The following is a 21,206-nucleotide window of genomic DNA, read 5'->3' as shown; positions in this document are numbered from 1 at the left end:
CTGGGCCTGAGCCGTCGGCGCGATCGCTCAGTGTCGTCCCTGTCGTCTCCGGTGATACTGAGCGTGACTGCCATCCATGGGGCCGCCGACCCGGCCTATCAGCCTCGTTCTCCGGTATCCACCTAAGGTGGATCCCCCTGTTTCAGCCGTTCTCGGAGGTCAGGCACCCTATGGGGGGATCCACCGGTATCCCAGACTCGCTTGATACCAAGCAGGTGAACACATCAGGCCCGGCGCCGATGTCACGCGGCTCCGTCGTCGTTTCATCAGTGCTCACCCTTGGAGCTCACTCACCTTCTTTCGTGTCGTCCTTCTCTTTCTGTTTATTGGAAAAGATTATATTTGTCCGCGGTTTAACCTGTGGTCGGCCGTCCCATTTCTGGGCAATTCGCAGCAGTCTGACCTGTGCAAATACTTCCGTGAAATCGCGGTCATTTACGCGAAAAGATAGGCGAAATTCCCCGAAATTAACCCGGGAAATCTATTGCGCGGCGCCCCGGGGTCGAGTTACGTTTGTTGTGTCACCGGGAAAACCGGAAACCACGACAAAACCCCCGCCCGGGCGCGAATGGCGCCCCGGAAAGCGGAAATCCGGCAAACACGTGATTGGGGATTGCTATGTGCTACGCCGACACCACCGACAACCCCGACGGCACCGCCATCGCGCATTGCTATTGCGGTTGGTCTGACACCTACCCCGACCACGACGCCGCCGAAGTCGCCGCCGAAACCCACATTCGCGACGCCGAAGCGGCGGAAGCCGAATTCGCCGCCACCCACTGACCCCGCCACCCGTCACACCCGGAAAGGGGTGAACATCATGAACCGCAACATTACCGCGCCACACGCGACTGTTTCGGACATGCGCGCCACCACGGTCACCACAATCACCGCCCACGACTGTGAACGCTGGGTGTGTGTATGCGGGAACACCCCGCACAGTGGCGGGTTTTGCATGATCGACAGTAACGGTGACGACACCGCACACGCGCCCGAACGGTGGGTCGAACCTTTGTACAAATGCGACGGCTGCGGGCACGTCATCGACGCCGCAACCTACGACGACAACACCCACACCGTCGCCGTCGTCGGCCGACTTCCCAACCCCGCCCACTGAAAACCCGCGCCGACACAGAAAGGGGCAACACCATGAATGACGCCGACGACCCGCCGGAACGCATTGTGTACGTGGTCGACCCGACCATGAGCCGCGACGTGCAACCCGAATTGGTTACCCGCACCGAGATTGACAACGATTGCACCGTCACCGGTGTGGTGATCGACCCGGCTGATCAGCAACAACTGTTGTACGGCACCGTAACCGGTCCCGATGGCCGTTTCGTCGGTAGCTATTTTCCCGCCGACATCGTACGGCAAACGGAATGGCGGGTGGTGACCGCCGACGGCGCCGAATACCCCGCCCCCAGCGAAGGCCACGCCGTGCTCGCGCTCACCACCACGTTGCGCCGCACGTAGTCACACGGGCCACCCGCCCCGGTCCCCGCCGCGCCATGACCACTGAAACCCATTGCTGTGAAGGGAAACCAGCACGATGACCACGCACGCCACGACTCCGGCCCCGGGCACCGCGCCCGCCGCCCCGGGCGCGGCACACCGATTGCGCAACGGCGAACTCCGCCGCATGGTGGCCGAACAACTCGCCCGCGACCCCGCTGCCCTCACCCCCGGCGCCATCGCGACCAAACTCGGCGGGAAATCGTCCGGCGCGGTCGGTAACGCACTGGCGACATTGGAAGCGCGCGGGGAAGCCGAAAAAGTCGGCACCAGCCCGGTCACCTACCGTGCGACCGGCAAAACCGCCGACGCCGCCAAAACCGCCACCGTCGCCCCGCGCGGCACCAGCCCCGCCGCCGCACCGTCGACACCGTCCGACGCGCCCGCGCTGGTGACCGGTCCCGTGCGCCGCCCGAACGGGCAGATGTACCACCCGCGCAAGTTATCGGGGTTGTCGGATGTGACCGCGCTACGGCGGTTGCGGGACGCGAACGTGTCCGCGCTCATGTACGGCCCGCCCGGTACCGGTAAAACGTCGGTGGTCGAGGCGGCGTTCGACGACCTTGTGACCATTCAGGGCGACAGTGACACCGTGACCGACGACTTCGTGGGGTCCTATACCCAAACCCCGGACGGGCGTTACGAATTCGCCTACGGGCCATTGGTCACGGCGATGCGGGAAGGGCGCGCGTTGTTCATCGATGACGCGACACTCATACCGCCGACCGTGCTCGCTGTTGTGTACCCCGCGATGGACGGACGCCGCCAGATCATCATCAAAACCCACAAAAACGAGGTGGTGGACGCCGCGCCCGGGTTCTATGTGGTGGCCGGGCACAACCCCGGGGTTCACGGTGCGGTGCTCACCGACGCGCTTTCGTCGCGGTTTTCCGCGCAGATCCACGTGTCCACCGACTACGATCTCGCCACCCAGCTCAAGATCGACGCGAAAGCCGTTCGGGTAGCCAAGAATTTGGCCACGCGCCAGGAAAAAGGCGAGATCGGGTGGGCGCCGCAATTGCGGGAACTGATCGCGTTTAACCGGATCGCCGACGTGCTCGGCATCACCGCCGCCGCTGGAAACCTGGTCGGCATCGCCCCCGAAGAGGACCGGGACGTGGTCGCCGAGGCTGTGCGCAACGTGTTCGGCGCCGACATCTCCCCGCTCTCACTTGGGGCACAGTTCTAACCCGCGATCACCGACCCGCGCGACTGTCCGGAAAGGACCTACGTCATGACCGCCCACATAGCCGCACTCGCCGCCACACCCACCGCCGTGTTTCCCACCGCCCCCGAGTGGTTGGCCCTGTCCGCCGCGTTCGGTGACGAGGTTCCCGCGATCGCCGACCGTGACGACCTCGTGGTGACCGTCGCGCCCGGGGCGGGCCACGGTGCCCCCGCGTGTTTCTTCCCCGGCTCTGCCACCATCGAAGTCGACGGATCCCATCTGGACACCGGTGTCGACCCCGCCACCGTCGAACCGCACCGGGTCGGGGACCGCAAGCGCTACCGCACCATATGGGGGCTGCTCACCCACGAAAGTGCCCACGCCAAGCATTCCGTGTGGAAAGTTCCTTCCGGCGCGCCACCAGGGGCTGCGGCCGCCGCGATGCTACTGGAAGAGTCCCGTATCGAAGCGGCACAGGTGCGCCGCCGTCCGCGCGACCGCTACTGGTTGCGGGCCAGCGCCACCAACCTCATTCTCGCCGACACCGACGCAAAGGACCCCGCCACAGCCCTCACGATGTCCGCCCACAGCGCGGCCACCGCCGCCGCGCTCCTGCTGGCACGGGTAGACGGCGGGATACTCAACGCCCGCGAAACCGCCGCCGTCGCCCGTATGGTGCGCGGCATTCTCGGAACCGACACACTGGCAGCCCTGCGCGAGATCTGGCGCGAAGCCCGCCGCACCGCCGACAACGACGCAGAGACCATGATCGACCTCGGACGCCGCTGGTGTGAGGCGATCGGCACCGACCCCGACACCCCCGACGCCGCCGACCCCGGTGAACCGGGCGACGGCGAGGTCACCCCGTCACCACTGGCCGATGCCGTCTTGCGTGTGGTGGGCGCCATTGCGGCCGAAGTGGACAGTGAACCCGCACCCACTGATCCCGTGACCGAACGGCTGGAAGCCGCAGCCGCCGAGGTAGCGGCGCGCGAGGCCGCCGCATGGGACGCACGCACCGTGTTCACCAGCGGCGGTAGCCGATCAGGCGGGACCCGCACAGCGGGCACGCGCCCGCCGACCGCCGCCGAACGCACCGCAGCACGGCACCTCGCCCGCGCGCTGGACACCGCCGGGGTACGTGACCGCACCACCATCAAGGCAACGTCGGCCACACCTCCGGGACGGTTGCGGATGCGTGGCGCTATGGCCGCCGACGCGCAACGCGCGGCGGGCGTCATACCCACCGCCGAGCCGTTCACCCGCACGACCCGTAGGACGGTGCCCACCCCGCCACTACGGCTGGGCATCGCGTGCGACGTGTCCAGTTCGATGGGAAAGTTCGCGCGCCCGGTGGCCTCGGCCGCCTGGATCCTCGGCCACGCCGCCCACCACACCCGCGTGCCCGCCACCACCGCCAGCGTGATCTTCGGAGCTACGGTCCGCCCGATCACCCACCCCGGAACCGCGCCCCGCGACGTGACCGAATTCGCCGCCCTCGACGGTGTCGAAGCCCTCGACAGTGCGATCAGCGCGCTCGACGGCGCACTGAGTCTTTCCCGTGCCGACGCCGCGCGGCTGCTGGTCATCGTGACCGACACCGACATCGTCGACGACGAGTACCGCAGCAACGCGCAGACACGCCTCGAACGGTTACGCGCCAACGGGTGCGCGGTGTTGTGGCTGACCCCCGCGCGGGTCGTCCCGGACGCGGAGCTTGTGAAAGGGGACACCGTGCACCCGCTCACCAAACCGACCACCACCGCCCGCGCCATCGGACAAGCCGCCACCGCCGCACTACGAGCCACCCGCTAATCACCCACAGACCCCGGGCGGGGCGGACACCCTCCCCCTCATGCCCGCCCCGCCCGGGCCCACGACCACCCGCGAACTGGAGATGACCAACGATGACCGACACCGCCATCGCCACCGTGGGCGAGCTGATCGCCGCCCTCGACCACTACGACCCCGCCGCCCCCGTACGGCTCGCGACACAACCCGCCTACCCCCTGGAAAACCTTCTCGCGCGCGTCGTGTGCACCCACGATCACGCCGATCAGCCCGTGGTGTGGCTCGGCGCGAGCGACCAGGTCGGATACGTGCCCGCGCCCGTCGCCGACGCGCTGGGGTGGTCGTGATGACCACCGACGAAACACCCAGCAGGACACCTGCATCGCTGGCCGACCGCGCGATCACCGTCGCCCGCCTTCACCGCGCCATCGCGCCGCGCGCGTTCGCCGATCGCCACGGTGCCCAGTCGTCGTGGAATCGCCGCGCGATCACCACAAGCCATATCGCGGCCGCGCTCGGCGTCGCTGCCGACACCGTGCTCGTGCGGGACGACCCGGACCGCCACTACGGCACCGGGACCACCCTCGCCCCGGGGGATTTGATCGAGGTCACCAACGACGGCCGCCGCTGGTACTTCATCCCCGACCTGTCCGGGTTCGTGATGTGGTCCTGGCTGCTGCTCGGCCCATGCCCGGACTGCGAGGCACCGCGGGTCCCCATCGCGCGAATCGCCGGCCTCGCCGACCTCGGCGCCCACCTCGACCCCGAGTCCGAGGAGCGCTTCTCCGACACCGCGACCTTCGAATTCCACGGCGACCCCGCCCACCACCCGCACTGTCTCTACTCCGCACACGCGTCGGAACTCCGTGCGGGACAATGAAAGGAGCCCCTGTCATGACAACGACCGCAGTCGAGACGGCTGACAAACCCGCACGCATCAGCAAAGAAGATCGGGTGGCCCTCGCCGCGATCGACGTCGCGACCGCGCTACCGGGCAAGTGGACGGTTGGCCGTGGCCGAGACCGAGACCAGGTCGCCGACGTCGTGTGCTTGGCCACCGGAGTCAGTGTCGGTTTCCAACCGGTACCAGGGCCGGGCGCGTGGTGTTACCAGCTCGTTCCCGGGGACCTCCCGCGAGAACTTGACGATGTCTTCCTTTGGCACCGCCGAGACCCATTCCCTGTTGTCAGGTTCGCTGTCGGTGCCCCGGCCGCCGAGGTCGCGACCCACATCCACCAGCGACTGATCCCGGCCTTCCACCAGTGGCTCGACCGCGCCCAGACCGCCCGACGCGAACGCCTCCAAGCCCAAACGCGCCAATACAAAGCTCAGCGCGAGATCGCCGACAAGTTGGAAAGCGCGTTCCCGCAGGCACCCGAGCCCGCCCGCATCTACTTCCTGAGGGACGACCGCATGAGCATCACGCTGACCATGTCGGTCGACGACGCGCTCGCCCGCATTCCCGCGCTCGCACAGGCACTCCGTGCCGACACCACCACACCATCCACATCGACGGAAACCCAGGAGACGACATGACCGCGATCAACGCCGCCCTCACAGGCCTGAGCCCCCGCAATAGTCACAAGGTCTCCCGCGTTGAGGTCTTCCTCGGCACGGGCCCAGGGACCCAGTACGTCGGCTACCTGGAATCCGCATACCCCGACGGGACACCAGATCCCGCGACCGTCGCCTTGCTGCCTGTCGGACGGCGATTCCTGACCGCTGCCGCCGAGACCGACTTCTATACCGCACTGGACACCCTGGCTGAGGCATGGTCGATGTGCGGTTTCGGGCCAGCGGTGTCCGGCTGCAATCACGACCTCGCGACGTGGAAGACGTGGCGGCGCAGGAACCTCCACGTGGGCGGCGCATACACCTTCGACGGCCGTCGAGTGTTGTACCTGCCCGACGTTGTTCGCGGCATCGACAACGCCGAGAATGACTGGCACAGCATCACTCTTCACAGCGAGAGGCCTCCGGCTTGCCGAGGTACCACGCTTGCCGGGCGCGCTCGCGAGGCCTTCGACCGGGCCCGCCGACAAGACCCGGGTTCTGACGTCGGCCGTGATCCCGCCTACCTCAAGCGTGCCGCCCTCCGCCGCACCTTGGGGCGCGACGTGGCCGAGGAGTTCGGTGTGGCGAGGACGGCGGTGACGGTGACCGATGACCCCGACCGTCAGCACGGCGGGTGGCACTGGTTTCGGGTGACCATCGCCGACGGCGGCACCGAGTACCGGTTGACCTGTTACAACGGCACGGTGGACGACCTGCGTGTCCTCGGGCCGTGCCCGGAGTGCGGCGGCGAGGTGCCGCTGATCGCGGCCAACGACCCTGCCGCGCTGGGCCGCTATCTCGACGCACGGGCCACGGGCACCTCGGTGCCGTGCCCGCCCGGGCTGACCTCCGGCGTTGGCCACACACCTGGATGCCCCGTCCGCGAGGACCTCTGACCCAGCAAGCCCGCCCAAGAGAGGACTTCGTGATGGTTACGCGCACCGACTTCTACCTCGGCACTGGACCGACCGCGCAATGGCTGGGTTCCCTGCAGTTCGCCTGCCACCCCGACAACCTCCTCAAGTTGTCCCACGGCCGCGCCACGCTGACCGCGCAAGGAACGTCGGCCTACCGGACGGCGGTGAAGGACCTGTTGTTGATGTGGGCGGTCGGGGGACTCGGCGCGGCGCACGAACCCCGAAACGGGTGGCCGTGGGACTGGGAGTCCAGCCACTGCAACGACTGGATCATCACCCACTTTGGCGGTGCGGCGCATATGACGGCGGGTGGTGGGGACCGCTGGCACCGCCTGGACCCCGAAGACCCGCGCCCGCCGTTGCAGTGCGGCCCGCCGGACTTCGCGAGATGGCTGCGCGATCCCCGTGCGGCACCAGCGGTCCCACTCCCGGTGCACCGCCTGCCCGATACACCCGCCACCGACTGCACACACCTGGTCTGACGCAAACCCCGCGACCTCAAAAATCCATAAAGGACAGACAAACAATGACCACGTTCTTGCCTATTCCTCATGACCTCTACCGTCACGCCGAACCCGACGCGGGCGAGATCCTGCCCGCCCTGCCCGCCCTGGCCGGACGGGATAAACGGTATCGCCCGGTCGAGCGATTCGACCCGAACTGGGGCTACATCCTCACCGGTCGCGCGTCGACTGTCGCGGTGGTGTCCGCGCTGTACTGCGGAGAGCTCGACGTGCCCGAGCGCGCGTGGCCCGAGGTACTGCGCCTGTATTGCCCGGCCGCGTGGCGGATGCTCACCGAGGCGGGGATCTCGTTCGAGCAGTGGAGTAGCGGCCGTTGCGAGGCGGTGCTGTGCAGCCGGGTCGGGGCCACCGCCAACACCGAACTCGGCGGCTACGCCGTGTTCGTGGTGATGGACGTGCCCGCCGTCGTGGCCGAGGTCGTCGGCACGCTGGGCGCGATTCCCACCTTCAGCTGACCAACCATTTCCCCGCACTACAGAAAGATCGACACATCATGCGTGACAGGAAGAAACGTCTCATGTGGACCGTGCTGGCCGTGATGCTGCCCGGGCCGTGGACCCCGGTGATCGTGCTCGTCTACATCCTCGGCCGCGCCACCGAACACGAACAGGACGCCACCCACGACGGCGACGCTCCGCCGTATCCGCCGCCCGATCCGTACGCCTGTGTCCCGGCACCCGTGAGCCCGAAGCCCCATGCGTCACGATAAGGAGGACCTGGCGATGTCGAGTTCCACCGACTTCTACCTCGGGCGGGGCGAGGACGCGGAGTGGATCGGCTCCCTGCACGGGGAGTGCTATCCCGAGAATTTCCTCGCCGTTCCACCTGCGCGGCTGGCGGTAACTGCGACCACCGAGGCCATCTTCCGCGCGGCCGTGGCCGACGCTTTCGATGTGTGGGAGGAGGAACGTCTCGGCCGTGCGTATCGGCGCGAGGGCGGCTGGCCGTGGCCGTGGTATTCCAGCCACAACAGCAGCTGGATCATCACCTTCGACCCCCGCGACGGCGCGGTGTTCGCCACGGTGGGCGGCGGTGTCCGCTGGCACCGTATCGACCCGCGCAACCCGTGGTTTCCCGAGGGCGACGACCCGCTCGGGCCGCCCGATTTGTACGCGTGGCTGCGTGATCCGGCCGCGCCACCGTCGGTGCCGATGCCGCTGATGCGAGAGAAACCCGCCGACATGCCCATCATCGGCGGTGACGCCCGATGAGCAGCACGACGCACGACTTCTACCTCGGGCGCGGCCCCGACGCCGACTGGCTCGGATCCGTTCGCGTCGGCACCCGCAACGGCCGCTGGCTCGACGAGATCACGCGAGCCCGGTCCGCGGGCGGATTCATCACCCTCGTCGCCCTCTTCCTGCGCACCGCCGAGATCCACGAAGCCGGCGAGGTGACGCTCGGAAACCATGAGTGGCCGTGGCCCTGGCCCACCAGCCACGGCACCGACTACGTGTATGCCTTCGACACTGACGCGGTGTGGACCGCGCGACGAGGTGACCGGTGGTCGCTGCGCGCCGACGAGTACATCCCACCCGGACCCGACGAGACACCACTGGCCTTCCCGCACATGCGCGACAGCTGCGGCTACACCGGGATCGACGCCGCCAACACCACCGCCCGCCGCTACGGCCCACTGCTGGGCGACACCTATCAACACGACCTAACCCAGCTCGGACTGCGGATCCTCGCTGATGTCACAGGACCACCCGGCCCGGGCGAACCCGCCGCCCTCACCGAGCTCCGGGCACAGCTACCACCGCACCTGCGCTACGCCCTCACCGCCGACGAGACGGCCGTGGAGCTGGCATTCGAGGTCTTCGGCTACCGCGACGGTGACCCCGCCGCCGCAGCCACCGCACACGCGCTCGCGCAGCTACCGGCCCTCTACGGATGGACCGACGCGTCCGGCGGGCCGCCCCGCTTCGGCATACGGGTCCGCATCGCCGACGACGAGCGCCACACCACGCGCCCGGTGCTGGACGACTCCCGCGCCCGCGCGGTGCTCACCACCTACTGACCCCGCGTTCCAACGATAACCTGAAGGAGAAAGACGCCATGCCACCGAACACCGGCCCCACCGATCCGACCGCCGCCACAAAGGCGGCGGAGCCACGTAGTGCCGCCGAGCACTGCGCCGCCGCCGAGGCCCTCTTCGCCCGGGCTCGCGCGATCTACCCGACGTTGAGCAGCCGCGCCGTAGACCAGGACGAATACCGGCGCTGCCTCGACTGGGCACGCATGCACCTGCGCATCGCCGAGGCCATCACCTCCGGAGCCGGACTGGTCTTCGCACAGCACCACCTGCTAGCCAACCCCAATGCGCGTCCGCCCTACACACACGCGGGCGCCGAGACACAGTTGTGGAACGAGCACTTCGAAAGCCAGCACGACCCGACCGGGAGGCCCGCATGACCACCCCGCCCCCGCGTTGGTTACGCCCTCGTGGGCCATTGCAACCGTCCTGCCCAAGTTGCCACACCAAGATCGGCCACATCCACGTCGAGTGGTGTCCCGTGGCGCGCTGTCTGGCCACCGGACTGCAGCGCACAGGTCACGACGAAGCGTGCTCATGCCCGCGAGACACCTGGTCTGGGCGATGGCCCGGCGCGGTCGAATGCTTTGAGTTCGGCTGGACGTACGGGGACGGGCTCCCCGACCTCAACCGCCTGATGGCTACCGCGACCTGGGACCCGGACACTCACCGCTGGATTCGTCCCGGCCACCAGACCTCGGCCGACCCGAACACGACCGTCGAAGCAGAGCCGCGATGACCACACTCTCCACCGCCCCGGACTCGCCCGGCGGGCACCGACCTCGCTCGCCGTGCGGTACCAGATCCCGTCTCTGAGAAATCCGAGGGCAGGGTGCGCCCTTGCCCGACACCGCCGCAGAGCACGTGGTTCCACCACACCCTTCGCCTGGCCGCAGCTCGCCAGGCCACACGTCCAAGCCGCGGGTGTTGGCCGAAGTCCCTGAGACCCTGACGCACGTTCGTCTCACCCAGTGAGGAGGACCGAACTCATCATGCCGACCGCAGGATCCCCCTCGCGCCCCGCGGCGCCCACACTGTTCGACCTCGCGGCCCGCTCACTCACCCACGTCGACGTCTTCGCCCTGTCCGACGATCAGGAAACCGTCCTCGACCACGTGCGACGGTGCCTCGCCGACGAGGCCGGCCCGAGGGCCGTCGTGGTGGTCGCCGGCGCCGCGGGCACGGGCAAGAGCGCCCTCGCGCTGACTTTGCTCGGCGAGGCCCTGCGCGCCGGCTATCGGGCACGGCACGCCACCGGCTCGCAGGCGTTCACCACCGCGCTGCGCAAGACCGCCGGACACGGCTCCCGCGTCACCCAGAAGCTCTTCCAGTACTTCGGCACCGCCACCGAGCTCGACGGGCTGGACCTGCTGGTGTGCGACGACGCGCACCAACTGCGGGCCACTTCGAACACCCGCTACACCCCCGCCTCGCGCCGCAGCGACCGTACCCAGGCCGCACAGCTGCTCGAGACCGCTCGTGTCGTGGTGTTCCTCCTCGACGAGGACCAGGCGATCCGTCCCGGGCAAATCGGCACCCGCGACTACCTCGCGACAGCCGCCCGAGCCTGCGGCACCACCGTGCACATCGCCGAGCTGACGAGCCAGCACCGCCATCACAACGTCCGCTACGACAGCTGGGTCCGTCGCCTACTCGGCCTCGACGACCCACTCAGCCCGCCGACCTCCTGGAGCGAGGGCAAGGGCTCCGCGCCGCGGTTCGAGTTGCGGGTGGCCGACAGCCCCGGCGAGCTGGAGCGGTTGCTGCGTCCGAAGACCGAGGCCGGGGCGAGCGCCCGGATCACGGCCGGGTTGTGCTGGCCGTGGAGCGACGCGAGTCCAGGAAATCCGTTGGTCGGGGACATCGTGATCGGCGACTGGCGGCGCCCGTGGAGTGTGAAGGGCCAGCGCTCGGTCAACGGGCTGCCGCCCTCGCCATTGTGGGCGATCGATCCTGCGGGCGCCGGCCAGATCGGCAACGTCTACAGCGCGCAAGGCTTCGAGTACGACTACGGCGGCGTCATCCTCGGCCCCGACCTCCTGTGGCGCGACGACCGGTGGATCACCGACCCCGCCGCCACCCGCGACGACGCCCTCGACAGCGCGATGGCCGCCGACGTCGACTTATGGGTGCGCCGCACCTACCGCGTGCTGCTCACTCGCGCCACGGCGGGCGCCGTGCTCTACTCCACCGACGCCGAAACCCGCGCCCTGCTGCACGCCATCATCGACGCGTAGCCCGACAGGCCCCCGGCCGCTGTCTCCAGTGCATGGGATGCGGCACATCGACGGTATGGGGCAAGAAAAGAAACAACCACGTTCGTGCCCGTGGGGCGGGGAACGATGCCGCCAGTGGCGGCCGGAATAGTGCCACTGCCATACCGGACGGGCGCGGCGGAGGTTATCGCTGGCCATCGCCCGCTTAACCCCGTGGCGTAGGCGATCGCGGCGCTAACGGGGGCTGGACCAGCGCGCCGGAGTTATGAGAAGTCCGCGCGCAGGACCGGTTGCCCAAGGGGCGGTCCTGCGCGCGGACTAGGCGGGCGGGCGTCAGGATTTCAGCGCGGGCTCGGTGGCATCGTCGCTCGTGTTCGGGACGTCGGTCTTGTCCGGGTTGATGGCGAACCGCTTCGGTGCCTCGCAGGTTTTGCACGCGTACCCGTCGGCGACGAGCTTCTCCAGGGCGTTGTTGACCGCGCCACCCGAACGGCCGAGGTCTTTGCCGATTTTGGCGGGCCCGAAGTCCTCGCCCGGGTGTTCGGTCAGGTACTCCTCCACCATGGCTCGCAGCCCGCCCTTGGGCAGTCGGTCCTTGTCCGGGCGGGCGGTGTCGGTGACCGCAGCCGACCCCGTCACAGACGGCTCGGGCTTGGTCGCGCCGTCCGTCGGATCCTCCCGTGCGGTGTCGGGCAACGGGGTGGTCCCAGCGTCGTCGGCGGCAGTAGCCGGAGCGACGTCGTCCTGGGAGGTGTCCGTGGTGGTGGATTCCGGGGCGTCGTCGGTGCTGGAGACGGTCGTCTTCGTCGCTTCGCTGGTTTCGACGATGTTGCCCGCCGCAATGTCCGGCTGTGCGGCGTCGGTGTCGGATGCGGTGGTGTCACGGTCCGACGGAGTGAGCGTCCATGTGTCGGGGTTGCGCGGGCCGTCTCCGGTGGTCCGGATCGCGGTGCCGTCGCGTCCCCAGCGAGCCAGGATCTTCGCGGCGGTCGAACGGCCGACTTCGGCGGCCTTCGCCAGTGCGGCTGTCGTGGAGGCGGGATTGGCGGTCAGCGCGGCCAACACTTTGTCTTCCGTGGTGGGCGTGTTCTGCGTGCCGGGTGCATCGGACACGGCGTGCAGGTGGCGGTCGCTGTCGGTGGCATCGGGGACCGGGGCGGCGCTGATGTTGCGGTTCTTGCGGGACATGACGGACTCCATGCGTTTGGGTATGGAATGGGATGGTCATGCCCCGGCCGGGGCGTTGGCCCGCCGGTGCGCATCCGGTTGTTCGGGCTACACGTCTATGGACGCTTCGTCACCCCGCCATTGTCAAGCGATCCGTCAAACAAGACACGTGTCTCATGTGGACACATTGTGTTCTAGTGTCTGCCCCTATAAGAACCGGGCTAGGCGTGGGTGCCGCCGTCGGGTGCTTCGGCGTTTTGCGATCCGCCCCGGTTGTCACGCGACCGGGGCGGCACCGGTACAGGCGACGGTGCCGTAGCTGACAACCCACTACGGGGCGCGGCCCGTGATTGCCGCGCCCCGTAGTGGGCATGTTGTCGTTTTCGGGTGGGTCAGCTCTGGGGCAGCGTGCCCCAGAGCCCGATACCGCCGACGCCTTCGGCGTAGGCGGTGCCGCTGTTGTGGACGGCTTGGATGACCACGAGGTACCGCAGCTGGTAGGGGCTGCTGACGAACCGGTTGTAGTGGCTGGCGAGTGCGAATGCCGCCCGGAAGACGTCCCGCGTCAGGTCCATGGTCGGCGCGTCGGCGGTGCCGTGGTCGCTGTGGGGCAGTCCGGTGATCGTGATGCGGATCTGGTTCTGCGGACCGGATTCATCCGCCGCGACGGCGAACTCCGCGTCGGCGTGGATCATGTCGTCTTCCTGGATCGCGACGAGGTCCTCGCGGATGCGGGCGGCGATGTCCCGGAGCGGCAGCTCGGCGGTGTCGTCGTGAAAATCGCCCACGATCGCCACGGGGGCCGGAGTTGGTTGGGTCACCGGGGTGCCGATGCTTTCTGTGGTGGTCATGTTGCGGATTCCTTCCCATTGTTCCTCAATCGCCTGCGGGTGCAGGTCGTCTGTTGTGGACAGTCGCAGCCCGCTCGTGTCGCGGCGGGTGGCTGTGTCCGGGTTAGCGGCGCAGGACGTGGACGCGTTCGCCGCCGATGAGTGGTTTGTCTTCTGGTCCGGCGAGGTGGTCGGCGATCCAGATGGGGCGGTGGTCGTCTCGGCTGCGGTAGTACTGGTTGCGCCAGTGGCCGCGAACGATCCAGCTGTGGTGGTATTCGCGTGTGCCTTGGCCGAAGGCGTCGCTGTGGCGGTCGGCGGGTGTGGTGCGGGCGCGGCGCAGGTCGACCAGCCGGACGCCCTGATTGAGGGCGGGGTCGTAGCGTGCGATGCGGCGGCGGGCGCCGCGGGGCGCGGCTATCCGTTCGGAACGCACGAGGGTCTGGCCCATCAGGAGCCAGGTGGTGAGGATGGTGCGCTGCAGGGCGAGCTGCGCGTCGATCGTGGCGGCGGTGGTGCCTTCGGTCAGTGCGCTGGGCCAGCCCTTCATGTCCGTGAACGTCATGGGGGTGATGCCGCACCATTGGTAGCCGTGTGGCGGGGAGAAGCTCGGCGGGATCGGTGCGCGTTCGGTATTGCTCATGAATGTGGCTAGGAGGTGTTTGGCGGCTTGGTCGACGGCGTCGTCGTGGCTGGAGGGTTTGTTGTCCAGGGCGGGTAGCGGCAGGTTCAGCGCGGCGGCTTTCCGCATCTGGGACAGTGCGTAGTCGCGGGGTAGCCGGGCGAGCTTGCGGCCCACGTCGACCGCTGTTGGCAGGGGATCGGGGATGGTGCCCCAGGTCTGCACCCACAGGCCGCCACGCCCAGGGCCCCACGACACGAGGGAGACGTCGTTGTGCAGTGCGTTGGCGGTCTGGGTGACGGGTGGGTGTTCGTAGACCATGAGTCCCACGGGGGCGGGCAGGTCTTCGGGGTGGAGGCGGTAGTCGGCCAGCGTGGTCGCGGCGTGGCTGGCGAGGTCGGTCAGGTTGGCGGAGACGTAGAACAGTTCGGCGGCCGGGATCTGGGCCCGGAGTGTGTCCGCGATCGTGGCGCCGACGTCATCCAGTGGCGGGAAGGCGGGTTCTCCCGCCGAGTCCTCGGGCCGGGGGCCGACGAAGAACCGATACCAGTTGCCTGCGCCGTCCAGGCCGGGGTCCCGGGTCCATTCGGTCATGCGGGCCCGGATCTCGGGGACGTCGTAGGCCGTGACCACCGCTGTCATCGGTGGTCACCGGTCCAGGCAAGTGGCGAGTTTCGCCAGCGCGGTCTCGATGTTGCGCCGTAACGACAACGGCGCACCGGGATGATCGGTCAGGTACGCCACCATGTGCGGGACGGAGGCCGGAGTGTCGTCGCGTACCAGCGTGACCAGCGCGTCAGGATGCCGCTGATACAGCTCGCCGACCGCCGCCGGGGCGACGGGATACCACAGGTCACGGATCTCGTAACGGCCGTCGTCCCCGGGGCGGATCACGCGCGGCGGTGAACCGTCGGCGTCGCCCCAGGGGCCGCCGTCGTGGATTTCCAGGGCGTCCCCATGCCAGGTGAAACGGTAGTCGGCGTTGCTGTAGAAGGATTCCAGATGGATTCCGATCCAGCGCGCGACGGTGGGGCGGCACCGCAGTCCGACCTCGGCGTCGTTGTTCAGGTCGTGCAAGGCGGGGAAGCGGGTCTGGTCCACGATGACGCCCGGTGGCGTCTCGTCGGCGGGGATGATGCCGGGGAATGCCGGTTTGTACGGCATCGCCACCCACACCTCGCCCTCCGGCAACACCGGAAGTACCGCGGCACAGCCCGGAACGCTAGCGTGTAGTCCGTCCATAAGAGACACATCCCTGTGGCGATGCGGTGCGCGATCCGCGCTATGACACGTCCAGGAACGCTCCATACACGTCGGAATGTCAAGTCAGGTATGGGTTTTGACTCGACGCATCCGTGTAATGTCACGGGATCGGGAATTTTCGGCGATTGCCTCGACGGTAACGGCGGCGCGCATTTGACATTCGCGACAGGTCAGGCGTGGATGGCGTTATGAAACCAGCTGAAAGCAAAGTCACGCATACGATCCGCCGACCTCGAAGGCCTTCTCGGGAAACTCCGTGCGTTTTCCGCTGCTGCTTTGTGCTGTGATAGAGGCTCGCGTCAGGGCCATTGGAGGCTCGACATCGGATCGCTTTATCTGACTGACGACGAGCTTCGTATCGTGACGAGTAGCGCGGCGGCCGCGATCTAAGATACGGGCAGCCTCCCGGCGTAGCCTGCCCGTCCGAAGTGTGACCCGATGAACGCGTTGCTTCGGCGAGTAAACACTTCGAGAAGCCTACTGGTCTTGCCCGCCGCGCGTCGCGCACGCGGGGTGGGCCAAGAGCAGCAGGCGCTCTGCAGCAGGAGGCGGATTTCGCACCGCCAACAGCAGTTCACTGTCCCGCTTAACCTGGCGGGGCTAAAATGGCGGTTCGCGCGGTTAGTGGCATGGACGTTGATACGGGGAGCGGGCGAAATCCGCACCTGACGCCTTACCGTTGTTCGGTGTCCCGCAAAATCGCGGGTCCTGACAGCTCAGTCTTGGGTCCGCTGCCGGAGGCTATAGGTCTTGCTCGAATGGTGGGCGGGTTTGTTGCTTGGTGGGTTTGAGAAGCAGGTTCGTGCTGACGGAAGGCGGGCTGTCTTTCGCGAGGGTAAGCATGGCGCTGATCCAAACTTGTTTCCTCAGGGTGTCGTCAACGATCGTCTGGGCCCCTTGTTCCGCGCGGAGAGGATCGGTCGCCGCGACCTTGATGAGGATCTCGTGAAGCAGCGGGTCGCGGTCTCGGCCCGGGAGCTGGTCGAGTAGTTGCTCGGCGGCGTGCAGATTTTTCTCGGCGAGTGCTCGTAGCGGCCACCAGACCTGCTCGACATACTGTTCTACTTCGGGAGGCTGGCGCACGATCTGCCAAGCGCGGCGGATCAGCCCTTTCGCGAACTGTGGGTTCGTGACTGCGGACGTCGCGGCGGCGGAGACCAAGGCACCAGCGGCGGTGCGTCGTTCAGTGTCGGTAAGCGGCTCTGCGTCGAGGGAATCGGCTCGGTCAATCAGACGTACTGTGTGAGCCTGGTCTACGGCGGCCAGGGACTCGGCGGCGTCGAGTAATCTCCACGAGGTTTCGTGCTCGCCGAGTACGGCGATAAGGCGTCCGGCGGCGTCACGGGCTAACGCCGGCCAGAGGACCGCTGAGGCTGCGGCGACAGCTCCCATGATCTCGCGCTGGGTATCGCTGGGAGCGCGGACTCCCAGTTCGTGGGCCTTTTCCAACCAGTCCCGTGCCTGCTCGGGGCTGGACGTAGCCGTTTGGCCAGCCATGCGGGTCAGCGCTTCGGCCCGGTCGCCGGGGTCGGTGATCCGCGATGCGAGGCGTTCAGCCCGGCGCGTGTCCGCGGATGCTGCCGCCACCGCTATGTCTGTCAGATCGCCGGTGTCGTCCTTTACCGCAGCGTCGTGTCGGATCTTGCGGCCACGCCGCCACACGCGCGCGGCGGGTTCGTGAGGACGTGCGGGTCCGACGAGTGCTTGCTCGGCGGCGTCGATCAGGTCCGGCACGGAGCTACGGCCAGCGGAGATTGCCTTCTTGATGGCGCGTTCCCACGCGGCGACCTGTTTGTATCGTTCGGTGATCATGCCGATGACCCGCTCTGCACGCTCCGGAATGACCAGTGCCAGCACCTCGGCAATGTGTACGAGCGCCCAATCTCGATCTTCGAGTTCGCTGAGACCGAGCGCGGCCTGCTCGGCGAGGTCGGCGAGGCGTCGGGCACAGTGCGGATCCGCTCTCTGGCCCAGATCGGCGATCTCCACCAGGGCTTGGGGCAGAGCGAATGTGTAGCGGGGATCCGGGGGCAATTTGCGAGCAGCCGCCTCGACGCTGGCCATGAGCAGGCGCGCCTCTCCAGGGTCAGTGGTGACCAGCAGACCTGCCAGCCTGCTCAAGGCGGTCACCTGCAACTGGTGTGCTGTTAGCTGGGTGTCAGAATCGGGAATCTGTGTGATGAGCTGCTCGGTTTTGTCGATCAGTGACCGGGCAAGACTGGCGTCATCTGTCTCGCCGGCCAAGGCCAGCAGAGTCCAGGTGCCGTCTTCGGCAGACAGACGAGAGAGGATCTCGTCGACGAGCCAGGGTGCGGCTTCGGCGACATCGCGGAGTGCCCTCGCTTTTCCCGCAGTGTCGTCGATCGTGTCGGCGATTGACAGCGCGCGGGTGAACAACTCGTCCTGTTCGGCTGTGTGAGGCCGTCGGTCCGCTGACAGCCTCACTAGGGCGTTCGACTGCGACGTGGCCACGGCTCCTGGTTCCTGGCTGTGATCCAGCAATGCTTTCGCTTGCTCGGCTGTCGGGCGAACACTGGGGTCCTTGTCCAATAGCCGCAGGATGGGATCGGCCAGCCAACCAGCCCACGTCAGGGGAGGCGGGGCTTCCAGACCGATCGCCCGGATCGTGGCCAGCATCGTGTCCCGGCGAAAGGGGGACACGCCCTCCACCATCTCGAACAAAGTGACACCCAGCGCCCACAGATCGCCTGCCGGCCCATCGTTACCTTCGAGTCGCTCTGGAGCCATATATTCGACGGTGCCGACCGCAAGCCCCGTCCGGGTGATCTTGGTATCGGTGTCGCGCTTGGCGATGCCGAAGTCGACCAGCAGGACCCTGCCATCCTCGGCCAGCATGACGTTCGCGGGCTTGACGTCTCGGTGAGTGATTCCCAGAGCATGCGCGGCGGTCAAAGCCGCCAACACCTGCTGCCCGATCCGCGCGGCCTGGTCAGGTTCAAAACGACTATCGGCCGCCATCGCGTGTGCCACGGACCGCCCAGCGACCAGGTCCATGACCGTCCACGGGATGCCGTCGGTGTCTTCGACGACGTCGTGGACGGTGACGACGTTCGGGTGGGTCCGCAGCGCGGCGGCGTGGCGGGATTCCTTGACCGCGTACGCCAACGCGGACTGATGTTGCTCAGGGGTGGCGTACTGGTCCAGAAGCAAGCGCTTGGCTGCGACGTCCACCTGTAGCCGCAGGTCCCGAGCCTTCCAGACCTCGCCCATTCCGCCGAAACCCAGGGGCTCCACCAGCTTGTAGCGGTCAGCTATGACGGTTCCGTCGGATAGGTCCACGGGCCTGCCCCTCGTCCGCCTCATTGCCCTTGTGCGTTGTCACACTAGATGGCGAAAATGTCGTGCTCCCCAGAAACTACCTACATTCTTCACCGTTCAGGTCGCGTGGCGCCTGCATAGTTGTCACCTGGATGGCGGTAGTCGTCGATTCGCACGACTTGGCCGAAGTCCGGGGCGTTCACCATCTTCCCGTTTCCGATGTAGAGCCCTACGTGCCGGATTTTCGAGGGTGGGCCGTAGAAGACGAGGTCGCCTGGCAGGAGCTGCTCGTCGGGTACTCGTGGTCCGGCGTGGTACTGGGTGTGCGCGGTGCGGGGAAGCGAGATATTGGCCGCGTTGTAGGCGGCCTTGGTCAAGCCTGAGCAGTCGAATCCGCTGTCGCCGTTCAACGGCCCGTTGCCGCCCCATACATACGGCAGCCCGCGTTGCCCGCACGCGTAGTTGATCGCTGTCATCGCGGCGGCGTTCGGCGCCTGGATGTTGTCGCAGTCACCAGTCCCGGCCATCGCGGGCGAGGGCTGACAGCGCACCCCGGACACCGCGGCGACGATCGCGCGCGCCTTGTCCTCGTGTTGTGCGTAGGCGTGGGGGAATCCTGAGCCTTGCACGGTCTGCGCGGCGTTGTTGACGCTCATGGCCTGCCAGTTTGGTGTGGCGGTGAGGCGTTCGAAGAACTTGGTGGCCGCGTAGGTCGGTGTGGTGATCTGTTGCGGGCTGCCCCAGCCCATTGAGGGGCGTTGCTGGAAAAGTCCGAGGGAGTCGCGGTCGCCGTAGTGCAGGTTGCGGAGTTTGGATTCCTGCATCGCGGCGGCGATCGCGACCACCCAGCCCGGTTCGGGCACGTTCATCTGCTTGCCGATCGCGACGATGGTGGCGGCGTTGCCCATCTGCTCGGCGGTTAGGCCCGGCACCGTGCCGGTAGGTGTCCCGTCGGGCGTGCAGATCAGCGAACTCGCGCCGTTGCCGCCGGACAACGAGCTGACGATGCCGGCCACACCGGCGCCGATGAGCAACGGAATGACGAGGACCACGGCGGCGACGGCGGCCCCGAGTTTGCTTCCCATGGCTGGATCGCGCTCCTTTCACGGCAACGGCATGGCAACAGGACTCGTGGTGGGCGAGTTGGTGCTGCCGGGTCAGTGCTCGCCGCGCGCGATCCGGTTCGGTGTTGCCTGCGGTGGGATCGGACTCGGTGGTGGCAGCCGGTACGGCGAGGCTGCCACGGCGCCACCGCCCTCGCCGTCCTCGGTGCCGGGGCCGGCCGGTGGCGCCAGGCGGGGCCAGGCGTCGGCGAGGTCAGCGAGGCTGTAGCGCGGGCCGGCGCGACCGATGCGGGCTGAGGTCAGCGGTAACCACACCGCCTCGGCCGGGCTCGGATGCGGCGAGGCGGGGGCGAGCAGGTCGGCCGCGGCGGTGGCCACCGGCACCGTGTGAGGGTCGTCGAGTCCGGCATGCACCCGGGCCAGGGCGGTGCGGGCACCGGCTTCACGACGGGTGGTGGGCAGCCACACCAGCACCGGTGTCGCGATCCCGGTCGACTCGGCCAGCCGCGCGTATCCGGCCAGCTTCCGCCCGACCTTGGTGAGGGACTCGGTTCCGGTGTCGAATTCGAGAAACCACTCCACCTCGCGCGTGGAGCCGGGGTGGCGGGTGCGCCAGCGGCCGTAGCCGTCCGGGATGACGAGGTCGCCGAAGTGGCGGGCGCAGCGGGATTCTGACCACCACGCGACTAACGCGTCATCCGCTCGGCTGTGGCGGGTGCGGGCGATGAGGGAGGTGAAGAAGTCGTTGACGCCGACGGTGTGCGCGAGGCGCTGGTTGTGGGCGATGGCCATGGCGCGGTCGTGCCGGTAGCCCAGATCCTTGACCTCGATGCCGTGTTCGGCGGCGAGCACGGCGGCCCCGGCCGGTCCGAGGACGTAGTGCATGGGCGCGGAGCCGAGCTGCTGGAACGGCTGGAACCGCGACACCGCACGCCAGAGGTAGAGATCCCGTATTCGCTGGCGTGCCGAGCGACCAGAGGGGAAGGCGGCGTCCTGGATCTGGAAACTGGTCAGGACCCGGTGTTCGTGCAGCAGGGCCAGGAGCCACTTGTCGCGGGTGGTGAGGCGGGAGGCGAGCATGGCTTGGTGCTCAACGGAACTGGCGGCGCGGGCGGTGTGACGGCCAGGGAGATGGTCCCGCAAGGTGTGTTGGCGAGTGGTCGTTGTGATCAACGGACGCTCCTGTGGTTGTCAACAGGCTGTGGACAAGTGCTGTGGGCAGATCGGCGCAGGCCTCGGCCGAGGGCTGGGGGCGAGTGGC

At 67.7% G+C, this 21,206-nt stretch carries 23 protein-coding genes; 16 read left to right on the top strand and 7 right to left on the bottom strand.

Features of this window, described 5'->3' with window-relative positions:
* Positions 1–618: 618 nt before the first annotated feature.
* From SD37_RS42945 to SD37_RS39735, 16 genes are all read left to right on the top strand, one after another.
* On the top strand, positions 619–783 hold the full coding sequence (locus SD37_RS42945; RefSeq protein WP_145926845.1) for a hypothetical protein: 165 nt from the start codon (positions 619–621) through the stop codon (positions 781–783).
* Positions 784–955: 172 nt separating this feature from the next.
* The gene (locus tag SD37_RS43350) at positions 956–1,117 is read left to right on the top strand and encodes a hypothetical protein (RefSeq protein WP_167369686.1); all 162 of its coding nucleotides are present in this window, start codon (positions 956–958) and stop codon (positions 1,115–1,117) included.
* A 32-nt stretch (positions 1,118–1,149) separates the two neighbouring features.
* On the top strand, positions 1,150–1,476 hold the full coding sequence (locus SD37_RS39800; protein WP_052675114.1) for a hypothetical protein: 327 nt from the start codon (positions 1,150–1,152) through the stop codon (positions 1,474–1,476).
* Positions 1,477–1,552: 76 nt separating this feature from the next.
* Positions 1,553–2,704, top strand: a complete 1,152-nt coding sequence (locus tag SD37_RS39795; RefSeq protein ID WP_044855230.1) for an AAA family ATPase — start codon at positions 1,553–1,555, stop codon at positions 2,702–2,704.
* A 45-nt stretch (positions 2,705–2,749) separates the two neighbouring features.
* Positions 2,750–4,498, top strand: a complete 1,749-nt coding sequence (locus SD37_RS39790; RefSeq protein ID WP_044855229.1) for a vWA domain-containing protein — start codon at positions 2,750–2,752, stop codon at positions 4,496–4,498.
* Between the two features lie 92 nt (positions 4,499–4,590).
* On the top strand, positions 4,591–4,821 hold the full coding sequence (locus SD37_RS39785) for a hypothetical protein (RefSeq protein ID WP_044855228.1): 231 nt from the start codon (positions 4,591–4,593) through the stop codon (positions 4,819–4,821).
* Positions 4,821–5,354 carry a hypothetical protein gene (locus tag SD37_RS42940; RefSeq protein WP_052675113.1) on the top strand — a complete coding sequence of 178 codons (534 nt, stop codon included), beginning with the start codon at positions 4,821–4,823 and terminating at the stop codon, positions 5,352–5,354. The genes SD37_RS39785 and SD37_RS42940 overlap by 1 nt, the downstream gene beginning before the upstream one ends.
* A 14-nt stretch (positions 5,355–5,368) precedes the next feature.
* Complete coding sequence (locus SD37_RS42935; RefSeq protein ID WP_065913070.1) at positions 5,369–6,010, top strand: hypothetical protein; 642 nt, start codon at positions 5,369–5,371, stop codon at positions 6,008–6,010.
* On the top strand, positions 6,007–6,924 hold the full coding sequence (locus SD37_RS39770) for a hypothetical protein (RefSeq protein ID WP_044855226.1): 918 nt from the start codon (positions 6,007–6,009) through the stop codon (positions 6,922–6,924). The genes SD37_RS42935 and SD37_RS39770 overlap by 4 nt, the downstream gene beginning before the upstream one ends.
* Before the next feature lie 32 nt (positions 6,925–6,956).
* Positions 6,957–7,427, top strand: a complete 471-nt coding sequence (locus SD37_RS39765) for a hypothetical protein (protein ID WP_044855225.1) — start codon at positions 6,957–6,959, stop codon at positions 7,425–7,427.
* A gap of 44 nt (positions 7,428–7,471) precedes the next feature.
* Positions 7,472–7,924, top strand: coding sequence for a hypothetical protein (locus SD37_RS39760; protein ID WP_044855224.1), 453 nt, complete (start codon positions 7,472–7,474; stop codon positions 7,922–7,924).
* Positions 7,925–7,962: 38 nt separating this feature from the next.
* A complete protein-coding gene (locus SD37_RS39755; RefSeq protein ID WP_145926844.1) occupies positions 7,963–8,178 on the top strand; it encodes a hypothetical protein in 216 nt (71 codons plus the stop codon).
* Positions 8,179–8,191: 13 nt separating this feature from the next.
* Positions 8,192–8,680: a hypothetical protein gene (locus SD37_RS39750; RefSeq protein ID WP_044855222.1), complete on the top strand. Its 489-nt coding sequence runs from the start codon at positions 8,192–8,194 to the stop codon at positions 8,678–8,680.
* Positions 8,677–9,489: a hypothetical protein gene (locus tag SD37_RS39745; RefSeq protein WP_044855221.1), complete on the top strand. Its 813-nt coding sequence runs from the start codon at positions 8,677–8,679 to the stop codon at positions 9,487–9,489. The genes SD37_RS39750 and SD37_RS39745 overlap by 4 nt, the downstream gene beginning before the upstream one ends.
* A gap of 38 nt (positions 9,490–9,527) precedes the next feature.
* On the top strand, positions 9,528–9,884 hold the full coding sequence (locus tag SD37_RS39740) for a hypothetical protein (protein ID WP_044855220.1): 357 nt from the start codon (positions 9,528–9,530) through the stop codon (positions 9,882–9,884).
* A 612-nt stretch (positions 9,885–10,496) separates the two neighbouring features.
* Positions 10,497–11,741 (top strand): DNA/RNA helicase domain-containing protein, encoded by a 1,245-nt coding sequence (locus SD37_RS39735; protein ID WP_052675112.1) that lies wholly within the window; start codon positions 10,497–10,499, stop codon positions 11,739–11,741.
* 312 nt (positions 11,742–12,053) lie between these two features.
* Here the strand turns inward: SD37_RS39735 and SD37_RS39730 are convergent, their stop codons facing one another.
* From SD37_RS39730 to SD37_RS39700, 7 genes are all read right to left on the bottom strand, one after another.
* A complete protein-coding gene (locus tag SD37_RS39730) occupies positions 12,054–12,908 on the bottom strand; it encodes a hypothetical protein (RefSeq protein ID WP_044855219.1) in 855 nt (284 codons plus the stop codon).
* Positions 12,909–13,279: 371 nt separating this feature from the next.
* A complete protein-coding gene (locus SD37_RS39725; protein ID WP_065913069.1) occupies positions 13,280–13,738 on the bottom strand; it encodes a hypothetical protein in 459 nt (152 codons plus the stop codon).
* Positions 13,739–13,841: 103 nt separating this feature from the next.
* The gene (locus SD37_RS39720; protein WP_236725217.1) at positions 13,842–14,981 is read right to left on the bottom strand and encodes a hypothetical protein; all 1,140 of its coding nucleotides are present in this window, start codon (positions 14,979–14,981) and stop codon (positions 13,842–13,844) included.
* A 6-nt stretch (positions 14,982–14,987) separates the two neighbouring features.
* Positions 14,988–15,503, bottom strand: a complete 516-nt coding sequence (locus tag SD37_RS39715) for a hypothetical protein (RefSeq protein WP_145926843.1) — start codon at positions 15,501–15,503, stop codon at positions 14,988–14,990.
* Positions 15,504–16,343: 840 nt separating this feature from the next.
* Positions 16,344–18,902, bottom strand: a complete 2,559-nt coding sequence (locus SD37_RS39710; RefSeq protein ID WP_052675111.1) for a serine/threonine-protein kinase — start codon at positions 18,900–18,902, stop codon at positions 16,344–16,346.
* 89 nt (positions 18,903–18,991) lie between these two features.
* Positions 18,992–19,966 (bottom strand): C40 family peptidase, encoded by a 975-nt coding sequence (locus SD37_RS39705; RefSeq protein WP_044855216.1) that lies wholly within the window; start codon positions 19,964–19,966, stop codon positions 18,992–18,994.
* A gap of 72 nt (positions 19,967–20,038) precedes the next feature.
* On the bottom strand, positions 20,039–21,118 hold the full coding sequence (locus SD37_RS39700; protein ID WP_044855215.1) for a replication-relaxation family protein: 1,080 nt from the start codon (positions 21,116–21,118) through the stop codon (positions 20,039–20,041).
* Positions 21,119–21,206 lie beyond the last annotated feature (88 nt).

The sequence above is a fragment of the Amycolatopsis orientalis genome, assembly GCF_000943515.2.
GTDB classification, from domain to species: domain Bacteria; phylum Actinomycetota; class Actinomycetes; order Mycobacteriales; family Pseudonocardiaceae; genus Amycolatopsis; species Amycolatopsis orientalis.
This window is presented reverse-complemented; position numbering and strand designations above follow the sequence as displayed.